Source organism: Paenibacillus sp. sptzw28, from assembly GCF_019550795.1.
Classification (GTDB): domain Bacteria; phylum Bacillota; class Bacilli; order Paenibacillales; family Paenibacillaceae; genus Paenibacillus_Z.
The window spans coordinates 1,406,220-1,431,702 of sequence record NZ_CP080545.1; the positions used below are offsets into that span (position 1 = coordinate 1,406,220).

Sequence of the window (25,483 nt, forward strand, 5' to 3'; positions counted from 1 at the left end):
GGATTGAAGGAGGTACCAACGTTGGCTCACGCACATGCGGTTAAGCGGTATAGCGGCCTGATGGATTGGCTTACGACCGTTGACCATAAGAAAATTGGCATACTGTATTTGATGGCCGGGGGCTTCTTCTTCCTCGTCGGAGGTCTGGAAGCGATCCTTATCCGGATTCAACTATGGCAGCCCCAGAATGATTTCGTCAGCGCGGACACATATAACGAGCTGCTGACGATGCACGGAACTACAATGATCTTCCTTGCGGCTATGCCGATGCTGTTCGCGCTTATGAATGCGGTCGTTCCGCTTCAGATCGGAGCGCGCGACGTCGCGTTCCCGTTTGTGAACGCGCTCGGCTTCTGGACATTCTTTGCCGGCGGCGTTCTGCTGAATGTCAGCTGGTTTACGGGCGGCGCTCCGGACGCAGGCTGGACATCGTACGTTCCGCTTGCAAGTCCGATTTACAATGCCGACCATGGGGTCGACTACTATGTCATGGGCCTGCAAATAGCCGGTATCGGTACGCTGGTCGGTGGGATTAACTTCCTGGCGACAATTATCAATATGCGTGCTCCGGGCATGAGCTTCATGCGTATGCCGATGTTCACCTGGACCGCTTTCATTACTTCGGCGCTTATTCTGTTCGCTTTCCCTGCGCTGACCGTCGGTTTGGTGGCACTTATGTTCGACCGGTTGTTCCATGCCAACTTCTTTGAAGTATCGAATGGCGGTAACGCTGTTCTTTGGGAGCATATCTTCTGGATCTTCGGACATCCTGAAGTATATATTCTGATTTTGCCGGCTTTCGGCGTCATTTCGGAAGTAATCAGTACGTTCTCGCGTAAACGCCTGTTCGGTTACAGCTCGATGGTTTTCGCAACCGTGCTGATCGGTTTCCTCGGTTTCATGGTTTGGGCGCATCACATGTTTACGACCGGCCTCGGTCCGGTTGCAAACGCATTGTTCTCTATTGCGACAATGCTGATCGCGGTTCCGACCGGCATTAAGATCTTCAACTGGTTGTTCACAATGTGGGGCGGTTCAATCCGTTTCACTACGGCAAACCTGTTCGCGGTCGGCTTTATTCCGACCTTCGTTATGGGGGGCGTAACCGGGGTAATGCTTGCAGCGGCGCCTGCCGATTACCAGTATCATGATACCTACTTCGTAGTCGCTCACTTTCACTACGTTATCGTTGGCGGTCTGATTCTGGGCATTTTCTCCGGACTGTACTATTGGTGGCCAAAGATGTTCGGCCGTATGCTGAACGAAACGCTTGGCAAATGGACATTCTGGACCTTCTTCATAGGCTTCCACCTTACGTTCTTCCTGCAGCATTTCCTAGGTCTGATGGGGATGCCTCGTCGGGTATGGACCTATCTGGACGGCATGGGCTTCAATAACCTGAATATGATCAGTACAGTAGGCGCTTTCTTAATGGGCTTCGGTACGATCTTCTTCCTTATCAATATTGTGGTAACATCGGCCAAGCCGCGCACCGCAACGAACGATCCTTGGGAAGACGGACGTACGCTGGAGTGGACGATCCCGTCCCCGCCGCCGGAATACAACTTTGCGCAGACACCGCTTGTTCGCGGCTATGATCCTTTCTGGAAAGAAAAAATGGAAGGCAAGAAGACGATGACGCCGGCTGAACCGCTCGGTTCGATCCATATGCCGTCTCCTTCGATTCTGCCGCTCATTATGTCGATAGGCTTATTCATTGCAGGACTTGCTTTCATGTATCATCACACGTTGTTTGGAATTCTGGGTCTTGTCATCACCTTCGGATGCATGTTCCTCCGTTCGGTAATTGACGATCACGGCTTTCATATCGAACCTGAAGAACTGCACGACAAGGGGGTAAAAGCATGAGCGCACACTCGCATGTAGACGGCAAGCTGCCGCACGAGCCGGAGAAGGCAACTCTCGAAGGCCGCAATAAGGTGCTCGGCTTCTGGCTATTCCTTGGCGGTGAGACGGTCTTGTTCGGTACGTTGTTCTCAATGTTTCTGGCGCTGCGTCATCAAGTCGGCGACGGAAATCCGACCCCTCAGGAACTGTTTCAGCTTCCAATGATTGCAGGGGCAACGTTCATACTGTTGGCTTCGAGCTTGACCAGCGTATTTGCCATCCAGGCGATGCATGCTAATCAAGTGAAATCGATGATCAACTGGCTCGTGATAACGGTAATTTTGGGACTTGGTTTCCTTGGTCTTGAAATTTATGAATTCAACCACTACGTGCACGAAGGCCATAAGTTATCAACCAGCGCTTTCAGCTCATCGTTCTATACGCTGGTCGGCTTCCACGGCGCTCACGTCGCATTCGGTGTGATCTGGATTTCACTGCTGATCGCTCAAATTGCGAAAAAAGGGCTTACCGTTGTAACTGCGCCGAAAATATATGTTGCCGGTATGTACTGGCACTTTATCGACGTCGTGTGGGTATTCATCTTCACCGTCGTTTACCTGATGGGAAAGGTGGGTTAACGAATGTCAACTCAACATTCTGCCGCTGAAGAGCATGGCAAACGCCATAAGCAAGAAGGCCCGCGGAAGCACATTATTGCATTTATTTTCTCGATCCTGTTAACGGTTATTGCCTTCGCGGCGGTATCGGCAGGGGAAATCAATCAATCGTTTGTGTATATTATCCTCGTTCTTATGGCGGTACTGCAGGTATTCATTCAGATGTCGTTCTGGATGCATATGAAAGACCGCGGACATATCTTCCCAATTATGGGGATTCTTATGGGCGTATTCGTAGTTTTCACGCTGGTAGTCATGGCCGAGTATTGGGCTTGGTGGGGCTAATTACGAAGGATTAAATTGAAAAGAGGGCGGTCCTAGTCGGCCCCCCTCTTTTGTTGTAAGTCAAGGTAAGCAAGAAAGGGGAATTCCATCATGCTGGGATTACAATATTTCACCTTCGAAGAGCTGTGGAGCCCGATGTTTTTCTTCTTTATGGCAGCGCTTGTCATTCTCTACTTTTATTTGGCCGGACCTTGGAGGGAAAAACATGTGCCGGAAGCACCGCCGGTAACAGTGATGCAGAAGAGCCTGTTTGTAACCGGTGCGGTGCTTTATTATATGGCTCAGGGCGGGCCGCTTGAACTGCTAGGCCATTTGATGTTTACATTTCATATGGTGAACATGTCACTCTCTTATTTGATCGTTCCGCCGATTATTTTGCTGAGTATACCCGCTTTTATATGGCGTTCGCTGTTTAGGGCGGCATTCTTGAAGAAGCTGAACCTCCTGATGCACCCGATTTTCACTCTTGTGCTGTTTAATATGCTGTTCTCGTTCTATCATGTGCCGGTAGTGCATGATTACGTGATGACCCACTTTCTTGTCCATCGCATCTTTTACGGGGTCCTGCTCGTTGCAGCATTTATGATGTGGTGGCAAATTGTATGCCCGGTTCCGGAATGGAACCGATTAACGGACGTCCGTAAGATGGCCTACGTCTTCGCAAATGGGGTTATGCTTACTCCGGCTTGTGCGCTTATTATTTTCTCAAGCACACCGATGTATGCGACCTATAACGATCCGGAAGTGTGGGCAAAGGCTATGGGCTACTGTGTATCCGGTGACCCGAAGGCTCTCCTTTCAAGCTTCAGCGGGCCGTCTTTCTTTAATCTGATGGAGCCGGCGGAGGACCAGCAGCTCGGCGGAATCGTGATGAAGCTTGTCCAGGAGGTTATGTACGGAGCGATTCTTGCCTATATATTCTTTCATTGGTACAAGAAGGAACACGCGGATACGGAAGACGAGCTGACTGATGCCGGCTCCGCCGGTGCAGCGGGCGCCGGAGTTTAATTTACGCTATAGAATCGTAAGAATTGGTGGGATGTCCTTTGTCAATGTATGATATTTTGCCTGCTATCAGCACCTCTTTCATTGTTATAAGCGCGGTCCTAGTTGCAATCGGTTGGGGACTTGCCATTAAGAGAAGGCTCGAAGCCCATAAGAAGGTCATGCTCGCGGGAGCAGTGGCCGCGCTTATTTTCTTCATTGTCTACGTGTCCCGGACGATCTTCGTCGGGAATACGGAGTGGGGCGGACCAGACGAGTTGAAAACGGCTTATATGATCTTTCTTTTCTTTCATATTGTTCTTGCTACGGTTGCAGCGGTATTCGGCATAACCACTCTGACGCTCGCGTTCCGCGGTCGTTTCGCCAAGCATCGCAAATGGGGAAGAGTAACATCGGTGACTTGGTTTTTCACAGCTATAACCGGCGTTACTGTTTATACTTTGCTGTACTTGATGTTTCCCGGCGGGCATACGAAACCCGTATTGGATATACTTTTCGGCTAAAAAATCACGCTTATAATCGTGAAGAAGTGTATTTATGAAGCGGCAGACCTTTGAGTCTGCCGTTTTTTTTGGCGTAAAGCGGATAAATAAAAACGATTTTTCGAAGAACGGGACAGAGAAAATTGTACTTTATAAAAGCTTTAATTACCAACTATTGACACTTTAGGAGTGGTGTGATTATACTGTGCATAAAGATATATACAGTTTGTGAATGGAGGAGAAAATATATGATGAACTGGCGGGGCGCCAATATTCTGTTCCAGCATGAGATGCGCCGTTCGTGGTTGGGACTGCTTCTGACGATGTTGTTTTTCACTTATATGAGTATCGTGACGATGCCGCTGTTTACAATGGTGCTGCAAGGCGAAGATGGGGGCTGGGCCGGTGATTTTGTTTATTTGTCAGTGCTGCCGAGCATGAGCTTCCTGATGAACCGCTCGCTTCTCAAATATTGGCTGAACGACCCATATACCCGAAAGTTAGCCTATTGGCGAACAATGCCGATTGGCTTGACCTCTATAGTACTGGCGAGGATGATGCAGCTTGTAACCGTGCTTGTGATTGTCGGGATCTTCTTCTTCACTGCCCAGTATCTGATGCTGAATGAGCTTCGTGAATTATTGAGCCCGGGCGAATATGTCTATTTCGCGCTTACCTGGCTTGGCTATTCACTTGCGATAGGCTCAACCTATGTTTATTTCGAACAGGCCATAAACGGTAAGCTGTATCTTATCATTTGCATAGGTTATCTGATTCTGTTTGGCATCTCGGTGCTCGTCTTCTGGACTGCAGACGTACAATTACTTAAATCATCCATCGAAGCGGCTCAGCGTCATAATGTTATGTGGCCGGCAGGTGCGTTGACACTAGGAGCTGCAGTTATGATTTTTACCGGTATAGTTCTGCGAAAGCGGCTGGCAACAAGGAATTTGCTAAGCTAGACATTAGCGCCATAGACTGGGAACGGATTTTATTGCCCCGGAGAAGAAGGTGTGTACGGTGTGGATACCAATACAAGTTAACGAACAGAGCGCAGAGCCGTTATACCACCAAATTGAAGTTCAGCTGCGCGCATTAATTGTGAGTGATCAGCTAAGCGAGGGCACACTCCTGCCGTCGATTCGAGAACTCGCGCAAATGCTGAAATGCAGTGTAATTACGATTCGCCGCGTTTATCAGGACCTGGAAAATGAAGGGCTGCTGCTAACCCGTCAGGGTACGGGTACCTTTGTCGCCAGAGTTGGCGATGAGATTCGGCAGGTACAACGGCTAAGCGCTGTGGTGGAGGCGTTCGAATCGGCTGTTGATGCCGGGCTGCGGGTGCAGTGTACGGAAGAGGAAATGACGGAGCTGCTGCAAAATATACTTCGCCGCAAACGGAAGGCGGATGAATCATCTGGGGGAGGCTGAAATAACGATGGAGCAAACGGCAGTGTCGATACAAGGGCTTATACAGAGAAGGTCGCATTTTGAACTTGGACCGATTGATCTTGAGATTCCGAAGGGATATGTCACAGCGATCATTGGACCTAACGGCTCGGGAAAAAGCTCACTGTTCCGGCTCATGCTGGATCTGGCTAAACCCGACACCGGGGAAATTGCTCTGCTTGGCGAGAAAATCGGCAGAGGCGACGATCGCTTGCTCAAAGAGCGCATTGGCTATGTTCCGGAGCAGGCGATCGATCTTGAAGACCATCTGAGAGCGGAGGTAAAGGCGTTATTTTGCCGGAAATGGTATCCGCTGTGGGACGCCAATCGATTTCAGGAGCTGCAGAGGCGATTTGAAATCGACACCACGCTGAAGCTTGGCAAGATGTCCAAAGGAATGAGGCGCAAGTTCGATCTTGCGCTGGCGATGGCTCACAATCCGGAGCTTCTGCTGCTTGATGAGCCTTCCTCCGGACTTGATCCAATTGCCTGGAAGACGATGATCGATGTCCTTCACCGTTACATGGAGAGGAACGAACGCACCATATTAATGTCGTCGCACATTGTGGATGAAGTGCGGAGACTTGCGGATTATATCGTATTCATGGTGCAAGGCAGGGTGCTTGGTATGTTCGAGAAGGATACGCTGCTCGAGTCCTGGAATGTAATGTACATTGATGTTGGCAGTGATGCGAGCGTAAACTGGTCGTCAATGCCGGGCTTCATGAGTGCCGAGTATACGGGGGGGACGGCCTTTAAAGTAGTGACCAGTCATGTGCTTGAGGCGGAGTACTGGTGTGAAGCCTCGGATGTTCGAATCATAAACCGGCAGAAGCTGGAGTTGGACGATATATTGTCCCTGTTAGTCGAACAAGAAAGACATCGGATGCAGTCATAATTATTGCCATATGAATATGAGAGGAGTTCGAAAGACATAATGAATCCTTTGAAAGTAAATCAGGTATTCAAGCAGTACGGTGATAAGACCGCTGTGAACGGTATCAGCTTTGAAGTGGCTGAGGGGGAGATATACGGTCTGCTCGGTGCCAATGGCGCAGGCAAAACAACGACGATGAGGATGGTTCTGGGACTTATATATCCGGACGGCGGCAGCATTCAATATAACGGCAAAAACTACAGCGTCGAGCAGCTTCGCAATCTCGGCTATCTTCCGGAGGAGCGCGGGCTGTACCCGAAGGTCAAGGTTAGCGACCAAATCATCTACCTCGCGCAGCTGCGCGGCATGACGCGTAAAGCAGCAGACCGCAACCTGAAGCGGTGGCTCGAACGGTTCAGCGTTCCCGAATATTACGGGAAGAAGGTAGAGGAACTCTCGAAGGGCAACCAGCAGAAAATTCAATTTATCGCAGCCGTCATTCACGATCCGAAGATTATCATCATGGACGAGGCATTCAGCGGGCTGGATCCGGTTAACGTCGAGCTGCTCAAATCAACTGTAAAAGAGCTTCGAGACGCCGGCACGAGCATCCTGTTCTCGACGCACCGGATGGAGCATGTAGAGGAGCTTTGCCGGAATATTACTATCTTGCACAAATCGAATCCGGTGCTTCAGGGGAATTTGAAATCTATCAAGAAGGAGTTCCCGCGGGAACGCGTTATACTGGCCGTTGACGGCGACGTGAAAGGGCTCGAATCTATTGACGGCGTCCTTAAGGTAATCCGTCACGAATACGGATATGAGCTGTTTATTTCCCGGGAGGACGCGGGCAGGCCTATTCTGGAGCTGGCGATGGAACAATCGGATGTGACCAGGTTTGAAGTTTTGGAACCGACCCTGAACGAAATCTTTATTAAGATGGTAGGTGAGAGTCATGAGTAACAGCTTTTGGACGGTCGTCGGTTTTACCGTGAAGAACAAGTTCAGAGGGAAAGCTTTTCTTATTACGATGATTATTATCGCAGTTATTCTAAGCGTTGCGATCAACCTGCCTTACTTATTCACAAAATTCAGCGGCGAAGATAAGCCGGCGGCAGTCGGATATCTGGATAGCAGCGCAGATAAGCTAAGCTCCCAGCTGTTCACGGTTACCCGAATGGCGGAATTGGTGAACAAATATTATGAAGCGCAGGAGAAACCGGATATCAAGCTGGTTCCGATTCCGGATGCAGGTTCCGCGGCTGCGAATGAGGAGGCGCTCAAGCAGGCGGTCGCTGATGGTAAGATCGATGGATACATCGAATTTACCCCAAAGGAAAATTCCTTCCCGACGGTGACCTATAAATCTGAAGCGTTAATGGACGTCGGCGCCGCGCAATCGCTCAGAGCCGCACTTCAAGCGGTGAAGACGGAGGCGGTACTGGAAGGCGGAGGTATAAGCGGTGAGCAGAAATCGCTGCTGCTTGCTCCCGTAACAATCGATACCGTACAGATATCCACGTCCGGAGGAGCAGGCTCAGTAGGTCAAGGGAAATCCGAAACCCAGCAGGCTATGGATATGGGGCTTGTCTATGTTATTATCATCATGCTGTTTATGGCGATCATGATTACCGGACAAATGATAGCAAGCGAAATCACCGCGGAGAAAAGCTCCAGAGTGATGGAAATTCTTATCACAAGTGTCTCTCCACTTAAAGGCATGTTCGGCAAAATCTTCGGCATGTTCCTTGTAGGCCTCACTCAGGTTGCGGTGTATGTAGCTGTCATCATCATCAACATGACGCTGCCGCACAATGCAGAGACGCTCGCTGGTATGAATATTCGTCTAAGCGATATCGATCCGGTGCTGCTATGTTACGCGATTTTATTCTATCTGACCGGATATTTCCTGTTCGCAACGATGTTTGCGGCTGTGGGATCAATCGTCAGCCGCACAGAGGATCTGGGCCAAGCGGTGCTGCCGATCACGATGCTCTCGCTCGCCGGCTTCTATATCTGTATGTTCGGCGGACTCAACAACCCGAACTCTATGCTTATTAAAGTGACATCGTTCATCCCTTTCTTCTCGCCCTATGTAATGGTGACCCGTCTGGGTCTGTCCGATCCGCCGGTATGGCAGGTGTGGATCTCGATTCTGATTCTGCTCGCCACCATATTCGTTGTAGGCTGGCTGGCCGCGAAGATCTACCGCGCGGGCGTGCTCATGTACGGTAAACGACCGAGCATCAAGGAGCTGCGCAAGGCGATGAAGGCTTATAAGGTTTAACGGCCGGGCGTGAGTAATCCCCCTTTAGGCAGAATATTAATGTCATGGACAATTATAAAATAAAGGGGCTGAATAGTAGCGTGGCCAATCACATTTACAAGGTATTGGGGACAATATTTATGATTTTAAGTGGATCAATCTATACTATTGAAAGATGTATTGCTAATATTTCTAATTCGCTAATTGTGGCTGGCGGCTTCGCATCACACGGGACAACTGCTAATTTCAAAACAGAATACCCAAGTTTTAAGGATAACTTTTTTGTTTTGTTTTTCTTAATCATTGGAATTTTGATATTTACATATGGGTTAATCAAGAAACGCTAAACTAACGGGCACTGTTAGTTCCACCAACTAGCCAGGACGAAGCTGCCGGAAAGGTAGATTGCCTCATTATACGAAGGGGCATCTTACGCAACTTTCAACCTTTGGAAACGTATTTATGATGAACTGAGTATTGAAGGGAGTCATTACTTTGCCTAGGGTATTAAATCTATTTATCGGTTTTGTTATGGGGGTCATCTTGATGTATCTTCCTAAGCCACATATTTTTATTGTTAGTGATATTTTAGCGGATGACCTGATTGATACTATTCTTCAACAATTACTAAGTACACTAGGACTGATATTCGTATGTATGTTTGGCTATAAAACCTTTAAATTGATTTATAAGGAAGGTTAAGCTAAAGGGTAACGATAGGGAGTTCAACTTCACTTGCTGCTATGACGAGAACCGGATTCCCCTGTAAGGGTCCGGTTTTTTTCTGCAACGCATTGCTTAGCGTACGATTTTTTCCGTTTCGTGAGGTGACCCCATGCCCATCAAGTTAAAATCCTTTGGTGCCCCCAAAACGAAAACTTTGTGCCTTTTTATTGTTTTGGAGGTAATCAGTTTCGTTAACTTGATGGATATGGGGTACCCCCGACCAAATGCGGATACTGCTATGTGCTAAGGACGAAGAAAAGCAGCCCCTATGTAGGACTGCTCGTTGACATAACAATCGTTAGCGGAAGTTAATTTAACATATTATCATTCATTAAAATTCGTAACTGTTTTGCATATTTTGTCCGTAATAGGAGCCAGATAACAAGGGTATAAGAAAGACTTTGTTTTTAACCTATTAGTGCTCATAGCCGTCTACTACTATATCCAATTTTCCTGTTTCTGGACAGATGACAAGTCCATGAACACTAATATTCTTTGGGAACATCGGATGGTTTTTGACCATCTTAACGCTTTGTTCGACGCTTTCTTCAACCGATTGAAATCCAGTTAACCAACTTTTGATGTCAATACCTGCATCAGTTAAGGTTTTTATGATTTTTTCATCTAATCCGGCCTGTCCACATTTTTCTATGAAAGAATCAGGGTCTAACCCTTTCATCCCACAACCGTGATGTCCAACGATGGCGACTTCCTTTGCTCCAAGCTCATAAATCGCAACTAATATACTCCGCATCACACTTCCAAACGGGTGTGAAACGATCGCTCCTGCATTTTTGATAAGCTTTACGTCACCATTTTTAATGTTCATCGCTTGTGGCAATAATTCAACAAGTCGAGTATCCATACATGTAAGAACAACCATTTTTTTATTAGGAAATTTAGTCGTTTTGTATTTTTCATATTCCTCATTTTCAACGAATTGTTTATTGTATTCAAGAATCTCTGAAAGTAATGTCATTTAAATCCCTCCTAATAGTTAATAAAATTATTTCATATCTTTCTCTGATATTCAATATCCAACAACTAAACTTCTGAAAGGGGCCCTGCCGCATGCCCATCAAGCTAAAATGAAATCTATACTCCAAACTGGAAAAATAAACTATCCTTTTAATATCAAGCATAATTCCATAGAAAGGATGGTTTACCATGAAAATTTATGGTGCTACATCATAAGGCTCCTCAAATTGTAAACCGGAGACCATCTCTGGCTTTTAACTAACGTCTTCGAAGGAGCGCAACACCGATCGTTTCTGCGGCAGCCTCGTGATGCAGTATTTCCCGAGGGTACCAAAAGTCTTTAAATGACCGAGGGACACACTCTCGTTTCAGACCAATAAGTTGAATTACGTCGGGAATGAGATAAAGTTCTTGTAAATCGGGGGAGGAAGCTAGGTTCCGTCTCAACATCCAGGTCTATAAAGCATAAAAAAAAGCACTCTCCTTTAAAGGGAGGTATCTAAGAAAGAAGCAATTGCTGCCGCATTGTATTACATTGTCATGATGCAGAAAACCACGGATTCTACATCTACTTGGAAGGGGAGCAATGTAGAAGCCCAAGAGCCTATCGAAGTGTATGATGCCGCTGGGGATTTACATAGTTATATTGTGAATTTAACTTCGAATAGTCAACCTGCTGGCTTTATTGAAATCGCCAACAATTCCGGGGATTTCCCAGTTCTCAGTTTTGGCGAGCAATCAAATCGTATGACCGCTGCGGATATCGAGTCCATCACAAATCTAGCCCAAACAAAGCATAAGGAAAAAAATAAAGCATCAGAAAAAGTCGTGGTATACGGTACTGGTAAATTCGCCTTGAAGGTTGACTATTCTGATGGTTCTGCTGATCTGGCGACCCCTGATAATATCGAAGTTATTTCTGCGGAAAAGAATATTCCGAAAGCTAAAGAACCCAAGCAAAAAAACAATGAAAGCAAGGAGATATGGGGGGAAATTAAAAAACTTGCAACTGGAGAAATCGGAACTACCAGTGATGGGGTAACTGACAGTCTTGCCTTTGAGCAAGGATGGTCCTCGGGAAATGGTTTTAGTTATGGTACTGTAGGTGATGCAAACCAATACTATAGCTCATTGTGGAGTGGACCATCGGGTTGTGCACCAACCTCTGCTTATAATGTCTTTTATTGGTGGCATTACACAAAGGGAAAATCTAGCTTGCTAAAAAACAGCTCAGGCTACGTCGATAAGGATGCGACTGTCCTTTTATTACGACAAAAAATGGGAACTGACACTAGGGGCTGGACTCTTATTTCAGCTCAAACCTCCGGTATGTGAACGGCAGTGGTAAAATCCCCAATAACGGCACTTGAAAATTCCCCATAATCGGCAGAGACTCTTCCTTACGGGGGAGAGAGACAATGATCAAGAATGGGGAGTTTTACGTGATCCAGCACATGCGGCAAAAAGGTATGAATAAGACGCAAATTGCCGAGGAACTCGGCCGAGACCGGAAGACCATTGACAAGTGGCTTCGTGAAGAAGGGCCCAAATCCTATCAACGCCAAAAACCGAAATCGAGCATCTTGGCGCCGTATCAAGACTATATCCATTCCCGGATGGAAGAAGGCTGCCTGAATGCGGCCGTGTTGTTCGACGAAATCAAAGCCAAAGGATACCCAGGGCAGATCCGGTTGCTGCGCACCTTTATGGAACCTCTAAGGCCTGCGGTACTGGCCAAAGCGACTGAACGTTTCGAGACGCCGGCTGGTAAACAGGCGCAGGTCGACTGGGGTCATTTCAAAGTCGAGTGGAACGGTGAAGCTAAGCGGCTGTATGCTTCCGTCATGGTGCTCGGCTACTCCCGGATGATGTATCTGGAGTATACGGAAGATGAAAAACTGGATACCCTGATGGGCTGCCATGTCCGGGCGATGCAATACTTCGGCGGAAGAACGGAAACGGTACTCTACGACAATATGAAAACAGTCGTCACCGGTGCCGACGAACAGGGTCATCCCCTATGGAACGAACGATTCGCACGTTTTGCCGCCCACCATGGGTTCCTGCTGCGGCGCTGTGCTCCGTACCGTCCGCGAACCAAGGGTAAAGTTGAAAATGGCGTCGGATATGTGCGCAAGAATTTCTGGCCGCGGGTACGTACGTTTACCGGTTTAGCCGATCTCAATAGTAAGGCTCGTTTGTGGCTCGACACCGTTGCTAATGTCCGTATCCATGGCACCACCCATGAAGCACCGCAGCAACGCCTACTGCATGAGGGCCTGAAAACCTTCAATCTCGTTCCCTTCGATCAAGCGGAGCGGTACCCCCGCAAGGTAGCAGCTGACGCGCTGATCTCCTACGGAGCAAACCGCTATTCGGTGCCTTGGCGGTATGTCGGTCAGGTTGTGGAGGTACAGGATGAGCGTAACGGCCGCATCCGAATTTTTGTACAAGACAAGCTCATCGCCGAACACGACAAGGCTGCCGGACATCGCGAGGTCATCTTCGACAAGAAGCATACCGAAGGCATCCGCGCAGCAGGCGGCAAGCCCGCGCAACTCCCGATGCCGCGCCTCATGCAGCTAGCGCTGCCTGATGTCGTTCAGCGCGACCTGTCGGTCTACGAGCAGTTTCTGGATGAGGCGGTGATGCAATGATGGTCGTAACCGAACGCTTGCAGGAGGCTTTCGAGCATCTTGGATGGAGCCGAATTCCGGAAATATTGCATCAGCATGCCGAGGAGGCTGCCGCCCAGAACCGAACGTATCTGGATTTTCTCGACGGGCTACTGCAGGAGGAGCTCTCCGCCAAGCATGACCGCTTTATTCGCATGAAAACCCGGATGGCTCACTTACCGTACCACAAAACGCTTGATCAGTTCGACTTCGGTTTCCAACCGTCGGTTGAGGAACGACGTATCCGGGATCTAGCGACGCTCCGTTTTGTGGAGCACCAAGAAAACCTTGTCTTTTTAGGACCGCCCGGTGTAGGGAAAACACATTTAGCCGTGGCACTTGCACTGGAGGCCATTAAACGGCGATACACGGTGTATTTCACGACCGCGCACGATCTAGTGCAAACCCTCCAGCAAGCACATCTGAACAACACGATTACGCAAAAAATGAGGGCTTTGACCAAGCCAAACTTACTGATCATCGACGAGATCGGCTATCGCAAGATGGACGAAACGGCAGCGCACTTTTTCTTTCAGATCATTGCCGAGCGCTACGAGTCCGGATCCATTATTCTCACCTCCAACAAGTCCTACGGTGCCTGGGGAGAGATTTTCGGCGACTCCGTTTTAGCCACAGCGATTCTCGATCGCCTGCTCCACCACTCCACCACCATTAACATCAAGGGGGAGAGCTACCGCATTAAAGAAAAGAAAAAGGCAGGCTTCTTTCGACCCGATACGGAAAATGAAAAAACAGATTGAACCGATTTTCGCTGCCCCCTCGGGGGCCTTCACCTTGCACTTAATGGGGAAAATTCAAGTGCCGATTTTGGGTAATTTTCGTTTGCAGTTGACAGGTATGATTAATGCTGCGAAAGAACGTGGTTATACAGCCTATTCATATAATTTCTCTAATCCTACTTACTCCACAGTTAAAGGCAATATTTACAATGTTGGCCCAACTCTTTTATCTTATTTAGGCCAAACTTATTATGGTGACCATACAGTTACGGGGATTGGATACCAAGAGTTCTTTTATAATGGAAGCTCCTACGGCCATCAGTATATGACTGTACATGATAACTGGGGCAGTACCCCAGAGAAGGTTTATGTTGCTTACGGAAGGAACTACACCTCGTTATACTCAGTAACTTTTAGCATGTAATTTCTCAAAAAGCTGATACCCGATTCTGGTTTCAGCTTTTCCTTTAGCAGCCTGTAACCTTACGATTACCCACTGCGTCTGGTTAATAAAGGGAGGGATATCATGTCTATAATAAAGGGAACACTGTTGGTTTTAGCGATGTGTATCACGTTAATTGGGTGTGGAGGGGGCGAAACAATCGATAAGCAAGGATCGACCAGTGATGTTACAGGGGACAAATTATATATACCTGAGGGCTACAAAAATGAACTCGGCAAGCGAGGGTTAACGGAAGTTATTGCAAAACCTTATTTCCAAAGCCCATTTATTACTATTGCAAAGGATAAGAAGGACAATCAGGTTGCGGTAATTTTTCGTGATGACGGTAAAACTGACCAAGTTGAACTTCCTTTAAAGTATGAGCAGATCGTCTCTCTTTTGAAGGAAAAATACCCAAATAAGGAACTTTTGCAAGAGAACATTCATATCTTTGATATTAATGGTCAACTGTATTGGAACTATGCACCAGAGGAGCATATGTATCTAAATCTTATGGGTGAAGAAGTGGCTGATCCTTTTAAGTTGTAAAGCATAAAAAGGGCAGGGGGATAATGTAACCCCTGCCTTTGCTATGTCAAACCGAACCGCTGTCTAATCTCCGGCCGGATGATGCAATCGTCAATATCCCTACCTACTGGATACCCACCGCCGTATACAGCCTGGTGTCGCGTAAAGAATTGGTGTAGGCTGCGCAGCTCGTGTATTCGCCCTAGCAGCCATTCCATGTTCACCATTTGTATCTCCAGATCGTCAAGAGAAGAGAGTGCCCGAATACGGTGCTCGATCTCCATCATCATAAATGCAGCGTCAAGTTGAGGCATGTTTACCTCAGCTTGAGAGTCCATTTTCATGCTGCTGCTCAACCCCCATCCCTAGATTTATGACCTGAGTTGCAAGACGGCGAACCTCTTTCTCGACATATACCATATCGCGGTAAGTCGTATTTAACCCTGGTAGCTGCATACTCGGAACCAGGTCCCAGGCGTGATATACCGGCATCAAGTTCTTGTCAACCGACAAATCCTGATATATAAAAAAAACGTGAGATGTAAGAGGACAAGAACATATATCGATTAGAATCCGCGATTAGAGCGGATTTTTTAATTTATGGATATAACTTCTTGTCCTTTGCAAAAGACAAGAAGTTGTATTGTTCGCCGAAAATGGACGAAAAGATGATACCTTTCCCGTTGTTGCTAAAGGATACAAGTTGAGTGTCACTTTTTCATTATACAATACAACTTAATGTCCTAGTATTTGGTTTTCTCTATTTTCGTTGAGATAAGGGCATGAGAGTTCAATAAACACACTAAGGCAGTCGGAAGGAAACGATCGGCTGTCTTTGGTGCGCTTGGCAGCGGAATCGACTAAGACAATCACTGTGTACACGATTTTGAGCATTTGGCGATCTTAAGATACAAAACGAAAATGATACGGAATACTGTTTTGGACTCGAATTCATTTTACAGATGTAATGAAGGCGTCATAGCGGATTCGATGTTATAAGCAACAATCGTTTCCATATCTTGAAAAAGAAAACGTTAAAATAACTGTATGCAGCAGCTCCGGTCGTTTCTACAACAATCGATCCTTATAGAACCGACCAAAGACATCCCAGTTCATAATGCATTTGTACATTATGGCCCTAATAGATTCCCAGTCTGGACAGAGATCCCTACGATCGACTTAAAGGTAGAACATATTTAGAGCATACAGTGAGAGCGTATTATTTTTCACCAGTTATGTATTTACGAAGGTCGTCAATTTGCTTAAAATGGAAGTATTATCGAAATTCGTAAATAAGACGGTTATCGGACAGTCTCGCAATTCGATTTAAAATCTCATTTTAAGATCAAGATCAAGATCAAGATCAAGATCAAGATCAAGATCAAGCTCAAGATCAAGATCAAGATCAAGATCAAGATCAAGATCAAGATCAAGATCAAGATCAAGATCAAGATTAAGATCAAGATCCAGATTAAGATCCAGAATCAGAGACATTTGAAGACGAAAAATGATTGAAGATTATGAGCGATTGAAGATCAAGAAATATTAAAGATAGAAGAGCAATTGAAGATCAAAAGACAATCGAAGATAGAATAGCGATTGAAGATCAAAAGACAATAGAAGATAGAAGAGCGATTGAAGATTAAGAGAGAAATTGAGTCCTAAGAGCGATAGAAGACGAAAGACAGTTTGAAGGTAACTCAATGAAGGCGAGACCGTCCGATAACACCATATTCACGCTTCGGGCTGACGCCCTCGGTCCGGCAGAGTGATTTCGGGGAAGCGTGGCAGCCGGACAACCCTGCGAGGCTAAGTCTGACGACCCGTTCCCTACGGTCACTTAAGCCTCTCGGGCTCGTGAATACCAGAACGTTAGCCGAAAGAAGTTCTTAATTTAGGAGGAGTCTATATGATATTAGAAAAAGTTATAAATAGAATTGTAATACAAAGTGAATATAAGGATTTTGTTGATAAGTATATAGATAATATACTTACTGAATTTAAAGGTAAGATTCATAGCATTTATATGTGTGGCTCGATTCCAAAAGGAACTGCTAAACCTTTTAAGTCAGATGCAGACTTTACTATTGTATGTGTAAATCCCAAAGATATTGATTACGAAAGATTGTCAAATATTAAAGACAGGCTTTTGGAAGAATATCCAGTAGTAACTAAGATTGATACGATAATTTGCTCGATTGACGATGTATTAAGTAAACCAAATGAGTGGGGTTTTTGGGTTAAGATAATTTGTGTTTGCATATATGGCCATGACGTTGGTGAAAAAGTACCACCGATAATTATTTCTCCAGAGTTCATTTTAGACTTAAATACAGAGACCAAGGAGGAAGTAGATCGTATACATAGTTTACTTTCTAATGCTTGTGATAACACAATGAAAACTAGATATATTAAAGGTTACTCTAAGAGATTAATTCGTGCATTATACTCTTTGGTTTTAGAAGATACAGGTGTATGGCAAGATGACATTATTAAGATGAAGAATGCCATATTAAACTATTGTGAGATTGACTCCGCTTTAGTTGATTATCTGTATGCTTGTTACTTGGATAGTAATGTACTTGTTGAAGAGTTTCTGGGAATTGCAGATGAAGTATATAGCTATTTTGAGAACGCCTTAAATGCAATGGCTGCTTCCAGAACTTCCTTCGGCTAACACCATATTGACGCTCCGGGTCACTCTGAGAAGCGAGTGACCACATCCAGCCCCCTAAGCCCGTCGATCCGACATTGAGAGAGAAGATAAATTATAGTCGGGTGACAAGAACATTATCCCATTAAAAGTCGCATAAATAGCGGTTTTTTTATTTATGGGATCAAGTTCTTGTCAATTGCCAATGACAAGAACTTGATCCCATTCCCGATTTTGACAAGAACTTGATCCCATTCCCGACGAAGATTTTCCAGTGAATCAGATCGTGCTTTCGCATAGTCACTGTTTATGACGGGAAAACTTACCGCGAGGTGATTGGTGTGTCTATCAAGCAGCTCTCAGTATTACATCATCTGTGGTGCAGCGCTTGTTGCATGTGTGGCTAAACGGGTACGAGTTGAGGGAGGAGTAAGTGCTTGAACAGCTCTCTTTTGTTTTATTGAAGTAACTGAGTAATATGATTTAAACTGGAAATGTCCCTAATCATGACTTGTGGGAATAAAGGGGGCTTTGTATGAAGAGAACTTTATTTTGTACTCTCTGATATTTGGAGTTGCACTAATTGTATTTTCAGCAATCCCATCTGTTTTTGCCTATCCCTACAGCGGTGGCCCTAATTCAGGCCCAACAAGCACGTGGGAACTTCTATTAATGATTGCTTACGAAACATGGTTATTCTTATTAATTCTTGGCTTTGTCCTAGCTATTTTCTCAATTGTTAAGCTCCGAGGAAATAGGCTAATATCGATTGAATCACGACACTAACAGATAACTGAGAGTTCAACTCTGAAGGAGCTGCCGCGTGGCAACCCCTTCCTCAGCTCCCATGAAAATTAAATCCGCAGTATCAGAAAAAGGCCGCACTAAAGAAGACGCCGTCCATTCATTTTTTGAAAAGCGTCTGAATAGTGGTAATGGTGAAATTGGAATTATGAATTAATGTGCGGTCATATTTCCGCTTAGCGCAAGCTCAAGTTCTTCTTTCTTTTTTTGGTCGTCGGCGGGAATGTCTATGACAAGTTCATCACTCCGATGGAGCAAACTTCCTGTGAATTGGAAAGTCTCAATTGTAACCGTTATAAATACGGGAAGTCTCATTTTAAATAGAAACAAATCTCATTTGTTGCTATAATTCCGGTATTTTTTGGTCCATTTTAGTCTCAATTGTAACTATTACTCACACCCTTCCTTTTTCGGTTTGCATTTGAAGAAGGCCATATTTCACAGAATCCGGCTCTAAAACTGAGAGAGCCAAAAACAGATAAGCGCATTCCTAAATTTTTGATTGAAGAAGATGTCATTCATCTGAAAATTTCTTGTGAATCTCCACGGGAGTATGCAATGCTTGAATTTCTTTATAGCACGGGTTGCCGTGTTGGCGAAGTGCAGAAACTAGATATTGAAGACATCAACTTGGAAAACTGTTCAGCCATTGTGAATGACAAGGGGGCAAAGCAAAGGGAGATTTATTTTACGACCGAATGCAAAATCTGGATAAAAAGATATTTGGAGAGCCGGGATCCACCATACAGATTTATGCTCAGCAGCTTCGTGGAGAACGGCGAAGAGAATTGTACCGGCGGTTTAGGAGTTTGTACTAACCACCAACTAATGTGGTCATCTGAGATCGTCAGGATTGCTTTAGCTTAGAGTAAGAAAAAACGCTAAGCCGGTCACCTCCGAAGGCTTAGCGTATATTTTCGTTAAAATGTTGGCGGGACCCCATGCCCATCAAGCTAAGAAATTAATACACCCCCAAAACGAAAAAAGCTATTCTTTTCGTAAATATGGATGGCTTTTTTTCGTTTTGGGGGTCTTCGAAAATTTTAGCTTGATGGGCTTGACAGTTTACCCCAAAAAGTACAGTGACTCCTATTAAGGTGGAGGGTGGAATGATAGCCGGAGTGAGTCGGGAAGCGTATCGTATTTCCGATGAGACGAAAAAACAAGCGGAGATTGCCTTGCTGTTGCCCAATTCCACTTGTTTTTTCTGATCCCTTCTCCGTTGTATGAATCAGGACAGAAGAAATTTTTTAACAACCGGAGCCAGTACAGGAGCTACAATGTGATGGCTTTGACCCTCCAAACATAGGTGCTGCCCTTTGGGAAGAACAGATACTAACAACTCGGCAGCTTGCTTGAATTTATCGCGCATTTCCTCGGCGGCAACAACAAGAACGGGGACGGAAATACCAGCCAACTCCTCCTGTTTCGGCGGTTCACAAACAATCTTAGTATCATAAACTGTCGTGTGCGCAATAGCTTCCAAATATGGCCTGAAGGGCGCATTTCGAAGTTGAACCACGACTTGTTCCGGCATGCCGACGAGTTGGGATTGGAAGAACTCGACTGCATCGCCGCGACGACCGGCAGATATCAATTCGGTTAGCTGATGGACGAGACGACCGTCGTAACCTTCAACGGGCGGATCGTATAGAACAAGTCCGGATAACGGCACTCCTTTTACTGCCGCATGCAGTGCAAGAACTGCGCCGGATGAGTAGCCGAATACGAAAGCCGATCCGCCAACTTCTGCAATGAGCGCATTCAAGTCTTCAATCTCCCGTTCGATCGCGTAAGGCAAAGTATCTCCGCTCTCTCCCTTCCCCCTGCGGTCATAATTGATTACAGTGAAATCCGGTTCCAGTTGCCCCGCGAGAGGCGCACCGGTCGAACGATCATTAAATGCACCCATCACCAAAATAATCGGGGGTCCGTCCCCTGTGCGATCATATTCGATAATCGTGCCGTCTCTGGAAATCACTTTGCTCATTCAATAGCCCTCCAATATTCCTAATATACTTGATTCCAATTCCTGTCCTACTCCAATCTTTACTTCCATACACATTTGAACAACTCTCAAAGTCGCTTCCTTATGAATGAATTACTGCACTCGCACCCATTTTACTATTATTTTAGTAGCTATATTTTGATGATGTGTTGAAGTTATTATATCATAATAAATGATTAATATTTCTTATGGATTGCTATTTTGATCTATTTCACTTTTAAATAAGTAGTATTATAATGTCATTATGAAACATATGAATATGAAATCGCATTGTGCCATTAATTTCAGTTTGGAGATTTTTGGCGATAGTTGGTCGCTATTGATCATTCGGGATATTGTATTTTCCGGAAAAAGAACCTTCGGAGAGTTCCTCGATTCCGAGGAACATATTTCTCCAAGTGTCCTGGCCAATCGTCTTGCTAACTTGGAGATAAGCGCCATCTTGGCAAAGAAACCGCATGAAACAGATCATCGAAAGGAGGTTTATTTTCTCACGGAGAAAGGGTTGGATCTTATTCCGATCTTGCTTGAACTGACAGCTTGGGGAGCAAAATATGACCCGGAGACGTTGGCGTCCCAACAATGGATCGCGGAGGTTCAGGAAGATCGGGAGAGGATTATAAAGCTTATTCGAACTACCGTGAAAAGTGGGGGTTCTGTCTGTGCGGGTCCGAATTGTGTTAACGATCAATTGGAAGAGCAGAAATTCGGATCGCTGTATTGGTTTTAAGTAACTAGGCAGGTTAACGAGCAGGGTGGGGATAAACATTTCTCACCCTGTTTTCGTCTGGATTCTCCTGTTTCGATTGAACTTCACTAGTTCCGTGTACAAGGTTACCATGAAATGACATATCACCTTTTATGGAAATTATATGTTCGGTAACCATCTGCTTTGCGGGTGGTGTCAGCTTCGCTGGTACTACCACATGCCCAAGGCTAGATGAAACGATATCCAAACTGGAAAAATAAGATATCCTTTCTATATCAAGCATGATTCCATAGAAAGGATGGTTTGTCATGAATTCTATTCCACTTTCTATCAGCGAAGAAATGCAGCTACTAGCCCAAGAATTACAACATCATTTTTCTCCTATCCAGCTCGAAGAGCTCACTAGAAAAGCTGGCTTCGTCCAACGTAAAAGCAAATATACCGCACAGGATTTGGTTTCCTTATGTGTTTTTTTAAACGAACAGGTCTCTGTGACTCTTCTCATACGATTATGCGGCCAACTCGATGCCTCCAATCATCTTTCGATGAGCTCAGAAGGGCTGAACCAACGGTTCAATCCTTCTGCAGTAGCCTTTCTTCAATCGCTTTTTTCAATGCTTCTCCAAGAAAAAATCATGGCTTCTTTCTCGCTGCCTTGTGAATGTAACTCCTATTTTCATCGAATTCGTCTTCTGGACTCGACGGTGTTTCAACTTCCAGATCCCTATGCTCACCGTTACCACGGATCCGGAGGAAGTTCTCATACGGCTGGCATGAAAATTCAACTCGAATACGAACTGAAAAGCGGAGAATTTTTACAAGTGGATGTCGGTCCCGGAAAAAATAACGACGGCTTATACGGCAAAAAACGAGCGCAAACGGTAGAAAAGAACGATCTTTGTATTCGAGATTTGGGCTACTTTTGTTTAGTTGATTTCGAAGAAATGGAGCGACGAGGAGCTTTTTACCTTTCACGATTAAAATTGAATATCCGCGTATATGAAAAGAATGAAGAAGTGGAACAGTTCAAAGATGGCAAGGTAAAAAAGCAATCGTTGTACAAAGAAATCGATTTGGAAGCCATCATGAATCGCCTTCAACCCGGAGAAATCATAGAACTTCGGGAAGTGTATCTCGGTCGCACAAAAAATTCCGCACACGGCTTCTCTTATATAAACTCACAGTGGAACAGACTCAAAAACGGCTTATGATACGACAGAAACAGGAGAAAAAGAAAAATATCACCTACAAAGAGCGAACAAAGCGTTTAAGTGCCATCAATATCTACATGACCAATACCCCTGACATCTACTTGAAAAAAGAGCATATCCACGAGTTGTATTCTCTACGCTGGCAAATCGAGATTTTATTTAAAACGTGGAAATCCATCTTCCATATCGACCGGTGCAAGCCCATCAAAACCGAACGCTTTGAATGTCATGTATACGGGCAGTTAATCGCCAGTTTGCTTAGTTCTTCTCTCATGTTTCAAATGCGTAGGCTTCTGCTGATGAAGAAAAGAAAGAAGCCAGCGAATTCAAAGTGATCTGCATCGTCAAAGAATATTTTCTTTCCCTTCACGATGCCATGAAAAAGCAAGAACAGGATGTCGGACAGGTTCTTGTCCAGATCTTTCGAATGATTGAAAAGAATGGACGCAAGTCCCATCGATATGAGAAGAAAACGGTGTTTGATATCCTGAGTGTGGTCTATGAGTGTACACAGAAATCTCGACCTGTTGTTTAGAAATTGAACTTAAAAAAAGAAAGCCTGTCAAGGCTTATTTAGGTCTGCACGAAATTCTGTTTAGAGCTTAATTGGATCAGACTCAAGTGAAACGGATAAAAGATATCCGTATCTTTGTTCTTAGCTTGATGGGCATGTGGCGGGACCCCTTTGTCCCAGTAATTTTCGGACTCATAAACGTATGTAATGCCATTTTATTTGTTTTTCAAATAAATGAGCGGCATACCATCTCCCCGTTCCACGTTATAATTATAACGTGGAATGGGGAATGTTGGCAGGGTATAAGTAGCTAAAAACAGCATCGTACCTGAATCCCCGCGAAATTATAACGTGGAATTTATAGGATTCGTGTAATTTCGCTCGTGACGCTCGTGCCGATCTTCGTAATCGTATACTCGATGATGGCGCCGCTCCAGAAGTGGAACTTCAGAATGACCGGCGAGCCATCGTTCACATCATTGAAGAATTCCTGTGTAAGAGAGATTTCATTCGCAGCATAAGATGGTTTGAAAGTCCGGCCATACTGCTTGAACGAAGTCCAGTTATGCGGGCCGGCGTTGCCCCCTGCAGCGTACACGGCCTCCATCGTGGCTAGGCGGTCGCCGTTGAAGGCAGTCGGAATCGCAAAATCTGCGGTGGTGCCCACCACGCTTTGCAGCACCGGCGTGTCTTGGTACAAGACATGGAAGGTCCAATCGGCGCCCTTGTTGAATTGGGCTTTCAATACGGCTACCTCGCCGAGTTCGGCGGATTCGGTCAGCCCAGATAGAAAGCTTGCTTTGAGGGTCAAGTCTTCGCCGTTCAACACAAAGTCCCTGCCTTCCATCAATGCGACGTTTCCGAGTTTGATGCCGATCAGAACATTGCCGTTCAAGTGCAAGGGCACTACGGTGTCCTGGATCGGCGCGTTTTTCTTGATAAAGATCAGATCGGATTCGCCAGTAGAAGAGCGGCCATTCAAGCTGGCCATAATCTGATTGTAAAGCTCCGGATCGTTCCACTGAAGCGTTCTGCGGTCAAAACGCCCGCCGTTGTCCCACAGCATAAGGGCAAGTTTGTTCTCTACGGCTTTAGAGGTGAAATACTCGATAAACTTCAACATCTCGCCATGCTCGGGAACACCTTCGCTGGCATCCCAGCCGAGCAGTCCGTATTCGCCTACGATAACGGGAATTCCTTTCGATACAAACGCATTAGATACATTGTCAATCAATGTATCGACATCCTTAATGGTGTCGGCCTCGAGCTTCGGGTAGCCCGCAATATTCACGCTGAACGGCCAGAAGCCGTAAAAATGAACGGTTGTGATCAAATTCCGATCGTTCAGCTTGGCAATCGTGCTTGCAAGCGAATCCACACGCACTTTCTCGTGATTGCAGTATAACGTCGGCAGCACAAGCGGACGATAGGCATTTGCGCCTCCCGACGCTCTTATAAGATGGACGAAGGTTGTGTTGATCTCATCAAGAAATGCGAGCTGCGTCGTGATATCAACGTTTAAAAATTCCGGTTCGTTGATGCTTTCGAACATCAGTTTGTTGGAATGATTCTTGAAGCGGTCGGCGATTTGCGTCCATACCGCGGTATATCGGGCCAATACTTCGTCATGATTCGTTGGCATCGTTCTGAGCCACATCCAAGCGTCGTGGTGAACGTTGATCATGACATACAGACCTTCTTCGAGCGACCAGTCGACGACTTGCTGAACCCGGTCCATCCAGTCAGGATTGATCGTATAATCCGGTGCGTCGCCCATCCGCCCGCTCCATGTAATCGGAATGCGGATGCTTTTGAAGCCCTGATTTTTAATTTCTTTAATGAATTCTTTGGTAACGATTGGGTTGCCCCAGGACGTCTCGTCACCATTATTTGGAGCATTCGTATTAAATGAATCAAAAGTATTGCCCAGGTTCCATCCGGGCTGCATTGCACTGACATAAGACTGCATTTTGCTTTGTTTCGGGGAAGCAGCGGCCGAGCCGACGGATGAACACAAAGCCATCAGAAGGGCAACTACCACAAAGACGGATAGGTAGGATCTTGTTGCGCGCATTGAAATTCTCCTTTAGTTTCATAATTTGCCATTTGTCCTGTACAATCTAGCCGGGCTGCATCGCGATCACTTACTTCTGCCACACTACCTCCTTATTGGACGATATGTAAGCGTTAACAATTTTATTGTAACAGTGCGAAGTTGCTGATTCTACAACCAAAAATGTACTAAAAATCATATAAAAAATCAATTTTTCGACAAACTACTGTATACTATCGGTTGCTATTCGGCTAATTCTCGCTAAGACAGATGAGAGAATCGGAATGATGCCATCTATCTAGTCCCCTAGGAGACTTGGACAGTTACACCCCTTACTCAGATACAATAATATTGAGGCATGGGAGAGTCAGAAGCTAAAGAAGCTCTTTGCTGAGCAAGCCTTAGAGAGGGACATGTTCCTGTATTTGTGGAGGGAATGGATAGTTCTGGACTTGTAAAAGCGGTACATATTCCGCATGTCCGCTGTAAACAATCAACATCGCCATTGATTGTAAAATTCGCTTCGAGACTAAGCGAGTGCCTTTCATATCGA

The 25,483-nt window shown here is 45.6% G+C and carries 23 protein-coding genes and 1 pseudogene; 19 read left to right on the plus strand and 5 right to left on the minus strand.

What is annotated here, in order from left to right:
* The first annotated feature begins 60 nt into the window (after positions 1-60).
* The 10 genes from ctaD to KZ483_RS06570 all read left to right on the plus strand — a co-directional run bounded on the left by ctaD (position 61) and on the right by KZ483_RS06570 (position 8,910).
* Complete coding sequence (gene ctaD, locus KZ483_RS06525; protein WP_397376187.1) at positions 61-1,869, plus strand: cytochrome c oxidase subunit I; 1,809 nt, start codon at positions 61-63, stop codon at positions 1,867-1,869.
* Positions 1,866-2,486 carry a cytochrome (ubi)quinol oxidase subunit III gene (locus KZ483_RS06530; protein ID WP_220351882.1) on the plus strand — a complete coding sequence of 207 codons (621 nt, stop codon included), beginning with the start codon at positions 1,866-1,868 and terminating at the stop codon, positions 2,484-2,486. The genes ctaD and KZ483_RS06530 overlap by 4 nt, the downstream gene beginning before the upstream one ends.
* Before the next feature lie 3 nt (positions 2,487-2,489).
* Entirely contained in the window at positions 2,490-2,810 is a 321-nt protein-coding gene (locus KZ483_RS06535; RefSeq protein WP_220351883.1) for a cytochrome C oxidase subunit IV family protein, read from the plus strand.
* A gap of 90 nt (positions 2,811-2,900) precedes the next feature.
* On the plus strand, positions 2,901-3,818 hold the full coding sequence (gene ctaG, locus KZ483_RS06540) for a cytochrome c oxidase assembly factor CtaG (RefSeq protein ID WP_220351884.1): 918 nt from the start codon (positions 2,901-2,903) through the stop codon (positions 3,816-3,818).
* Between the two features lie 44 nt (positions 3,819-3,862).
* Entirely contained in the window at positions 3,863-4,318 is a 456-nt protein-coding gene (locus KZ483_RS06545) for a DUF420 domain-containing protein (RefSeq protein ID WP_397376155.1), read from the plus strand.
* A gap of 227 nt (positions 4,319-4,545) precedes the next feature.
* Positions 4,546-5,259 carry a hypothetical protein gene (locus KZ483_RS06550; protein ID WP_220351886.1) on the plus strand — a complete coding sequence of 238 codons (714 nt, stop codon included), beginning with the start codon at positions 4,546-4,548 and terminating at the stop codon, positions 5,257-5,259.
* A 58-nt stretch (positions 5,260-5,317) separates the two neighbouring features.
* A complete protein-coding gene (locus KZ483_RS06555) occupies positions 5,318-5,728 on the plus strand; it encodes a GntR family transcriptional regulator (protein ID WP_220351887.1) in 411 nt (136 codons plus the stop codon).
* A 7-nt stretch (positions 5,729-5,735) separates the two neighbouring features.
* On the plus strand, positions 5,736-6,644 hold the full coding sequence (locus KZ483_RS06560) for an ABC transporter ATP-binding protein (protein ID WP_220351888.1): 909 nt from the start codon (positions 5,736-5,738) through the stop codon (positions 6,642-6,644).
* Positions 6,645-6,683: 39 nt separating this feature from the next.
* Positions 6,684-7,586 carry an ABC transporter ATP-binding protein gene (locus KZ483_RS06565; RefSeq protein WP_220351889.1) on the plus strand — a complete coding sequence of 301 codons (903 nt, stop codon included), beginning with the start codon at positions 6,684-6,686 and terminating at the stop codon, positions 7,584-7,586.
* The gene (locus KZ483_RS06570; RefSeq protein ID WP_220351890.1) at positions 7,579-8,910 is read left to right on the plus strand and encodes an ABC transporter permease; all 1,332 of its coding nucleotides are present in this window, start codon (positions 7,579-7,581) and stop codon (positions 8,908-8,910) included. Before KZ483_RS06565 ends, KZ483_RS06570 begins: the two co-directional genes overlap by 8 nt.
* A 1,120-nt stretch (positions 8,911-10,030) precedes the next feature.
* On the opposite strand, the gene KZ483_RS06575 is transcribed toward KZ483_RS06570, so the two are convergent.
* On the minus strand, positions 10,031-10,594 hold the full coding sequence (locus KZ483_RS06575; protein ID WP_220351891.1) for a beta-class carbonic anhydrase: 564 nt from the start codon (positions 10,592-10,594) through the stop codon (positions 10,031-10,033).
* 539 nt (positions 10,595-11,133) lie between these two features.
* Here KZ483_RS06575 and KZ483_RS06580 point away from each other — a divergent pair.
* The 5 genes from KZ483_RS06580 (at position 11,134) to KZ483_RS06600 (ending at position 14,999) form a co-directional block, all read left to right on the plus strand.
* On the plus strand, positions 11,134-11,928 hold the full coding sequence (locus tag KZ483_RS06580; protein WP_220351892.1) for a hypothetical protein: 795 nt from the start codon (positions 11,134-11,136) through the stop codon (positions 11,926-11,928).
* Between the two features lie 83 nt (positions 11,929-12,011).
* Complete coding sequence (gene istA, locus KZ483_RS06585) at positions 12,012-13,250, plus strand: IS21 family transposase (RefSeq protein WP_220351893.1); 1,239 nt, start codon at positions 12,012-12,014, stop codon at positions 13,248-13,250.
* Positions 13,247-14,029 (plus strand): IS21-like element helper ATPase IstB, encoded by a 783-nt coding sequence (gene istB, locus KZ483_RS06590; RefSeq protein ID WP_309568613.1) that lies wholly within the window; start codon positions 13,247-13,249, stop codon positions 14,027-14,029. The genes istA and istB overlap by 4 nt, the downstream gene beginning before the upstream one ends.
* Complete coding sequence (locus tag KZ483_RS06595; protein ID WP_220351894.1) at positions 14,013-14,432, plus strand: hypothetical protein; 420 nt, start codon at positions 14,013-14,015, stop codon at positions 14,430-14,432. The genes istB and KZ483_RS06595 overlap by 17 nt, the downstream gene beginning before the upstream one ends.
* A gap of 102 nt (positions 14,433-14,534) precedes the next feature.
* The gene (locus tag KZ483_RS06600) at positions 14,535-14,999 is read left to right on the plus strand and encodes a hypothetical protein (RefSeq protein WP_220351895.1); all 465 of its coding nucleotides are present in this window, start codon (positions 14,535-14,537) and stop codon (positions 14,997-14,999) included.
* A 41-nt stretch (positions 15,000-15,040) separates the two neighbouring features.
* On the opposite strand, the gene KZ483_RS06605 is transcribed toward KZ483_RS06600, so the two are convergent.
* Together KZ483_RS06605 and KZ483_RS06610 are read right to left on the minus strand one after the other, a co-directional pair.
* Complete coding sequence (locus tag KZ483_RS06605; RefSeq protein WP_220351896.1) at positions 15,041-15,292, minus strand: hypothetical protein; 252 nt, start codon at positions 15,290-15,292, stop codon at positions 15,041-15,043.
* A 1,012-nt stretch (positions 15,293-16,304) separates the two neighbouring features.
* Positions 16,305-16,472, minus strand: a complete 168-nt coding sequence (locus KZ483_RS06610) for a hypothetical protein (protein ID WP_220351897.1) — start codon at positions 16,470-16,472, stop codon at positions 16,305-16,307.
* Between the two features lie 415 nt (positions 16,473-16,887).
* On the opposite strand from KZ483_RS06610, the gene KZ483_RS06615 reads away from it, so the two are divergent.
* Together KZ483_RS06615 and KZ483_RS06620 are read left to right on the plus strand one after the other, a co-directional pair.
* Positions 16,888-17,655, plus strand: a complete 768-nt coding sequence (locus tag KZ483_RS06615) for a nucleotidyltransferase domain-containing protein (protein ID WP_220351898.1) — start codon at positions 16,888-16,890, stop codon at positions 17,653-17,655.
* A 1,278-nt stretch (positions 17,656-18,933) separates the two neighbouring features.
* Positions 18,934-19,302, plus strand: coding sequence for a tyrosine-type recombinase/integrase (locus tag KZ483_RS06620; RefSeq protein WP_258881562.1), 369 nt, complete (start codon positions 18,934-18,936; stop codon positions 19,300-19,302).
* A 364-nt stretch (positions 19,303-19,666) separates the two neighbouring features.
* Here the strand turns inward: KZ483_RS06620 and KZ483_RS06625 are convergent, their stop codons facing one another.
* Positions 19,667-20,425 carry an alpha/beta fold hydrolase gene (locus tag KZ483_RS06625; protein WP_220351899.1) on the minus strand — a complete coding sequence of 253 codons (759 nt, stop codon included), beginning with the start codon at positions 20,423-20,425 and terminating at the stop codon, positions 19,667-19,669.
* Between the two features lie 307 nt (positions 20,426-20,732).
* On the opposite strand from KZ483_RS06625, the gene KZ483_RS06630 reads away from it, so the two are divergent.
* Both KZ483_RS06630 and KZ483_RS06635 read left to right on the plus strand, forming a co-directional pair.
* Positions 20,733-21,173 (plus strand): winged helix-turn-helix transcriptional regulator, encoded by a 441-nt coding sequence (locus tag KZ483_RS06630; RefSeq protein ID WP_258881563.1) that lies wholly within the window; start codon positions 20,733-20,735, stop codon positions 21,171-21,173.
* A gap of 296 nt (positions 21,174-21,469) precedes the next feature.
* Positions 21,470-22,898: pseudogene (locus KZ483_RS06635) on the plus strand (IS4 family transposase).
* 337 nt (positions 22,899-23,235) lie between these two features.
* Here the strand turns inward: KZ483_RS06635 and KZ483_RS06640 are convergent.
* The gene (locus KZ483_RS06640; protein ID WP_220351901.1) at positions 23,236-24,951 is read right to left on the minus strand and encodes a cellulase family glycosylhydrolase; all 1,716 of its coding nucleotides are present in this window, start codon (positions 24,949-24,951) and stop codon (positions 23,236-23,238) included.
* Positions 24,952-25,483 lie beyond the last annotated feature (532 nt).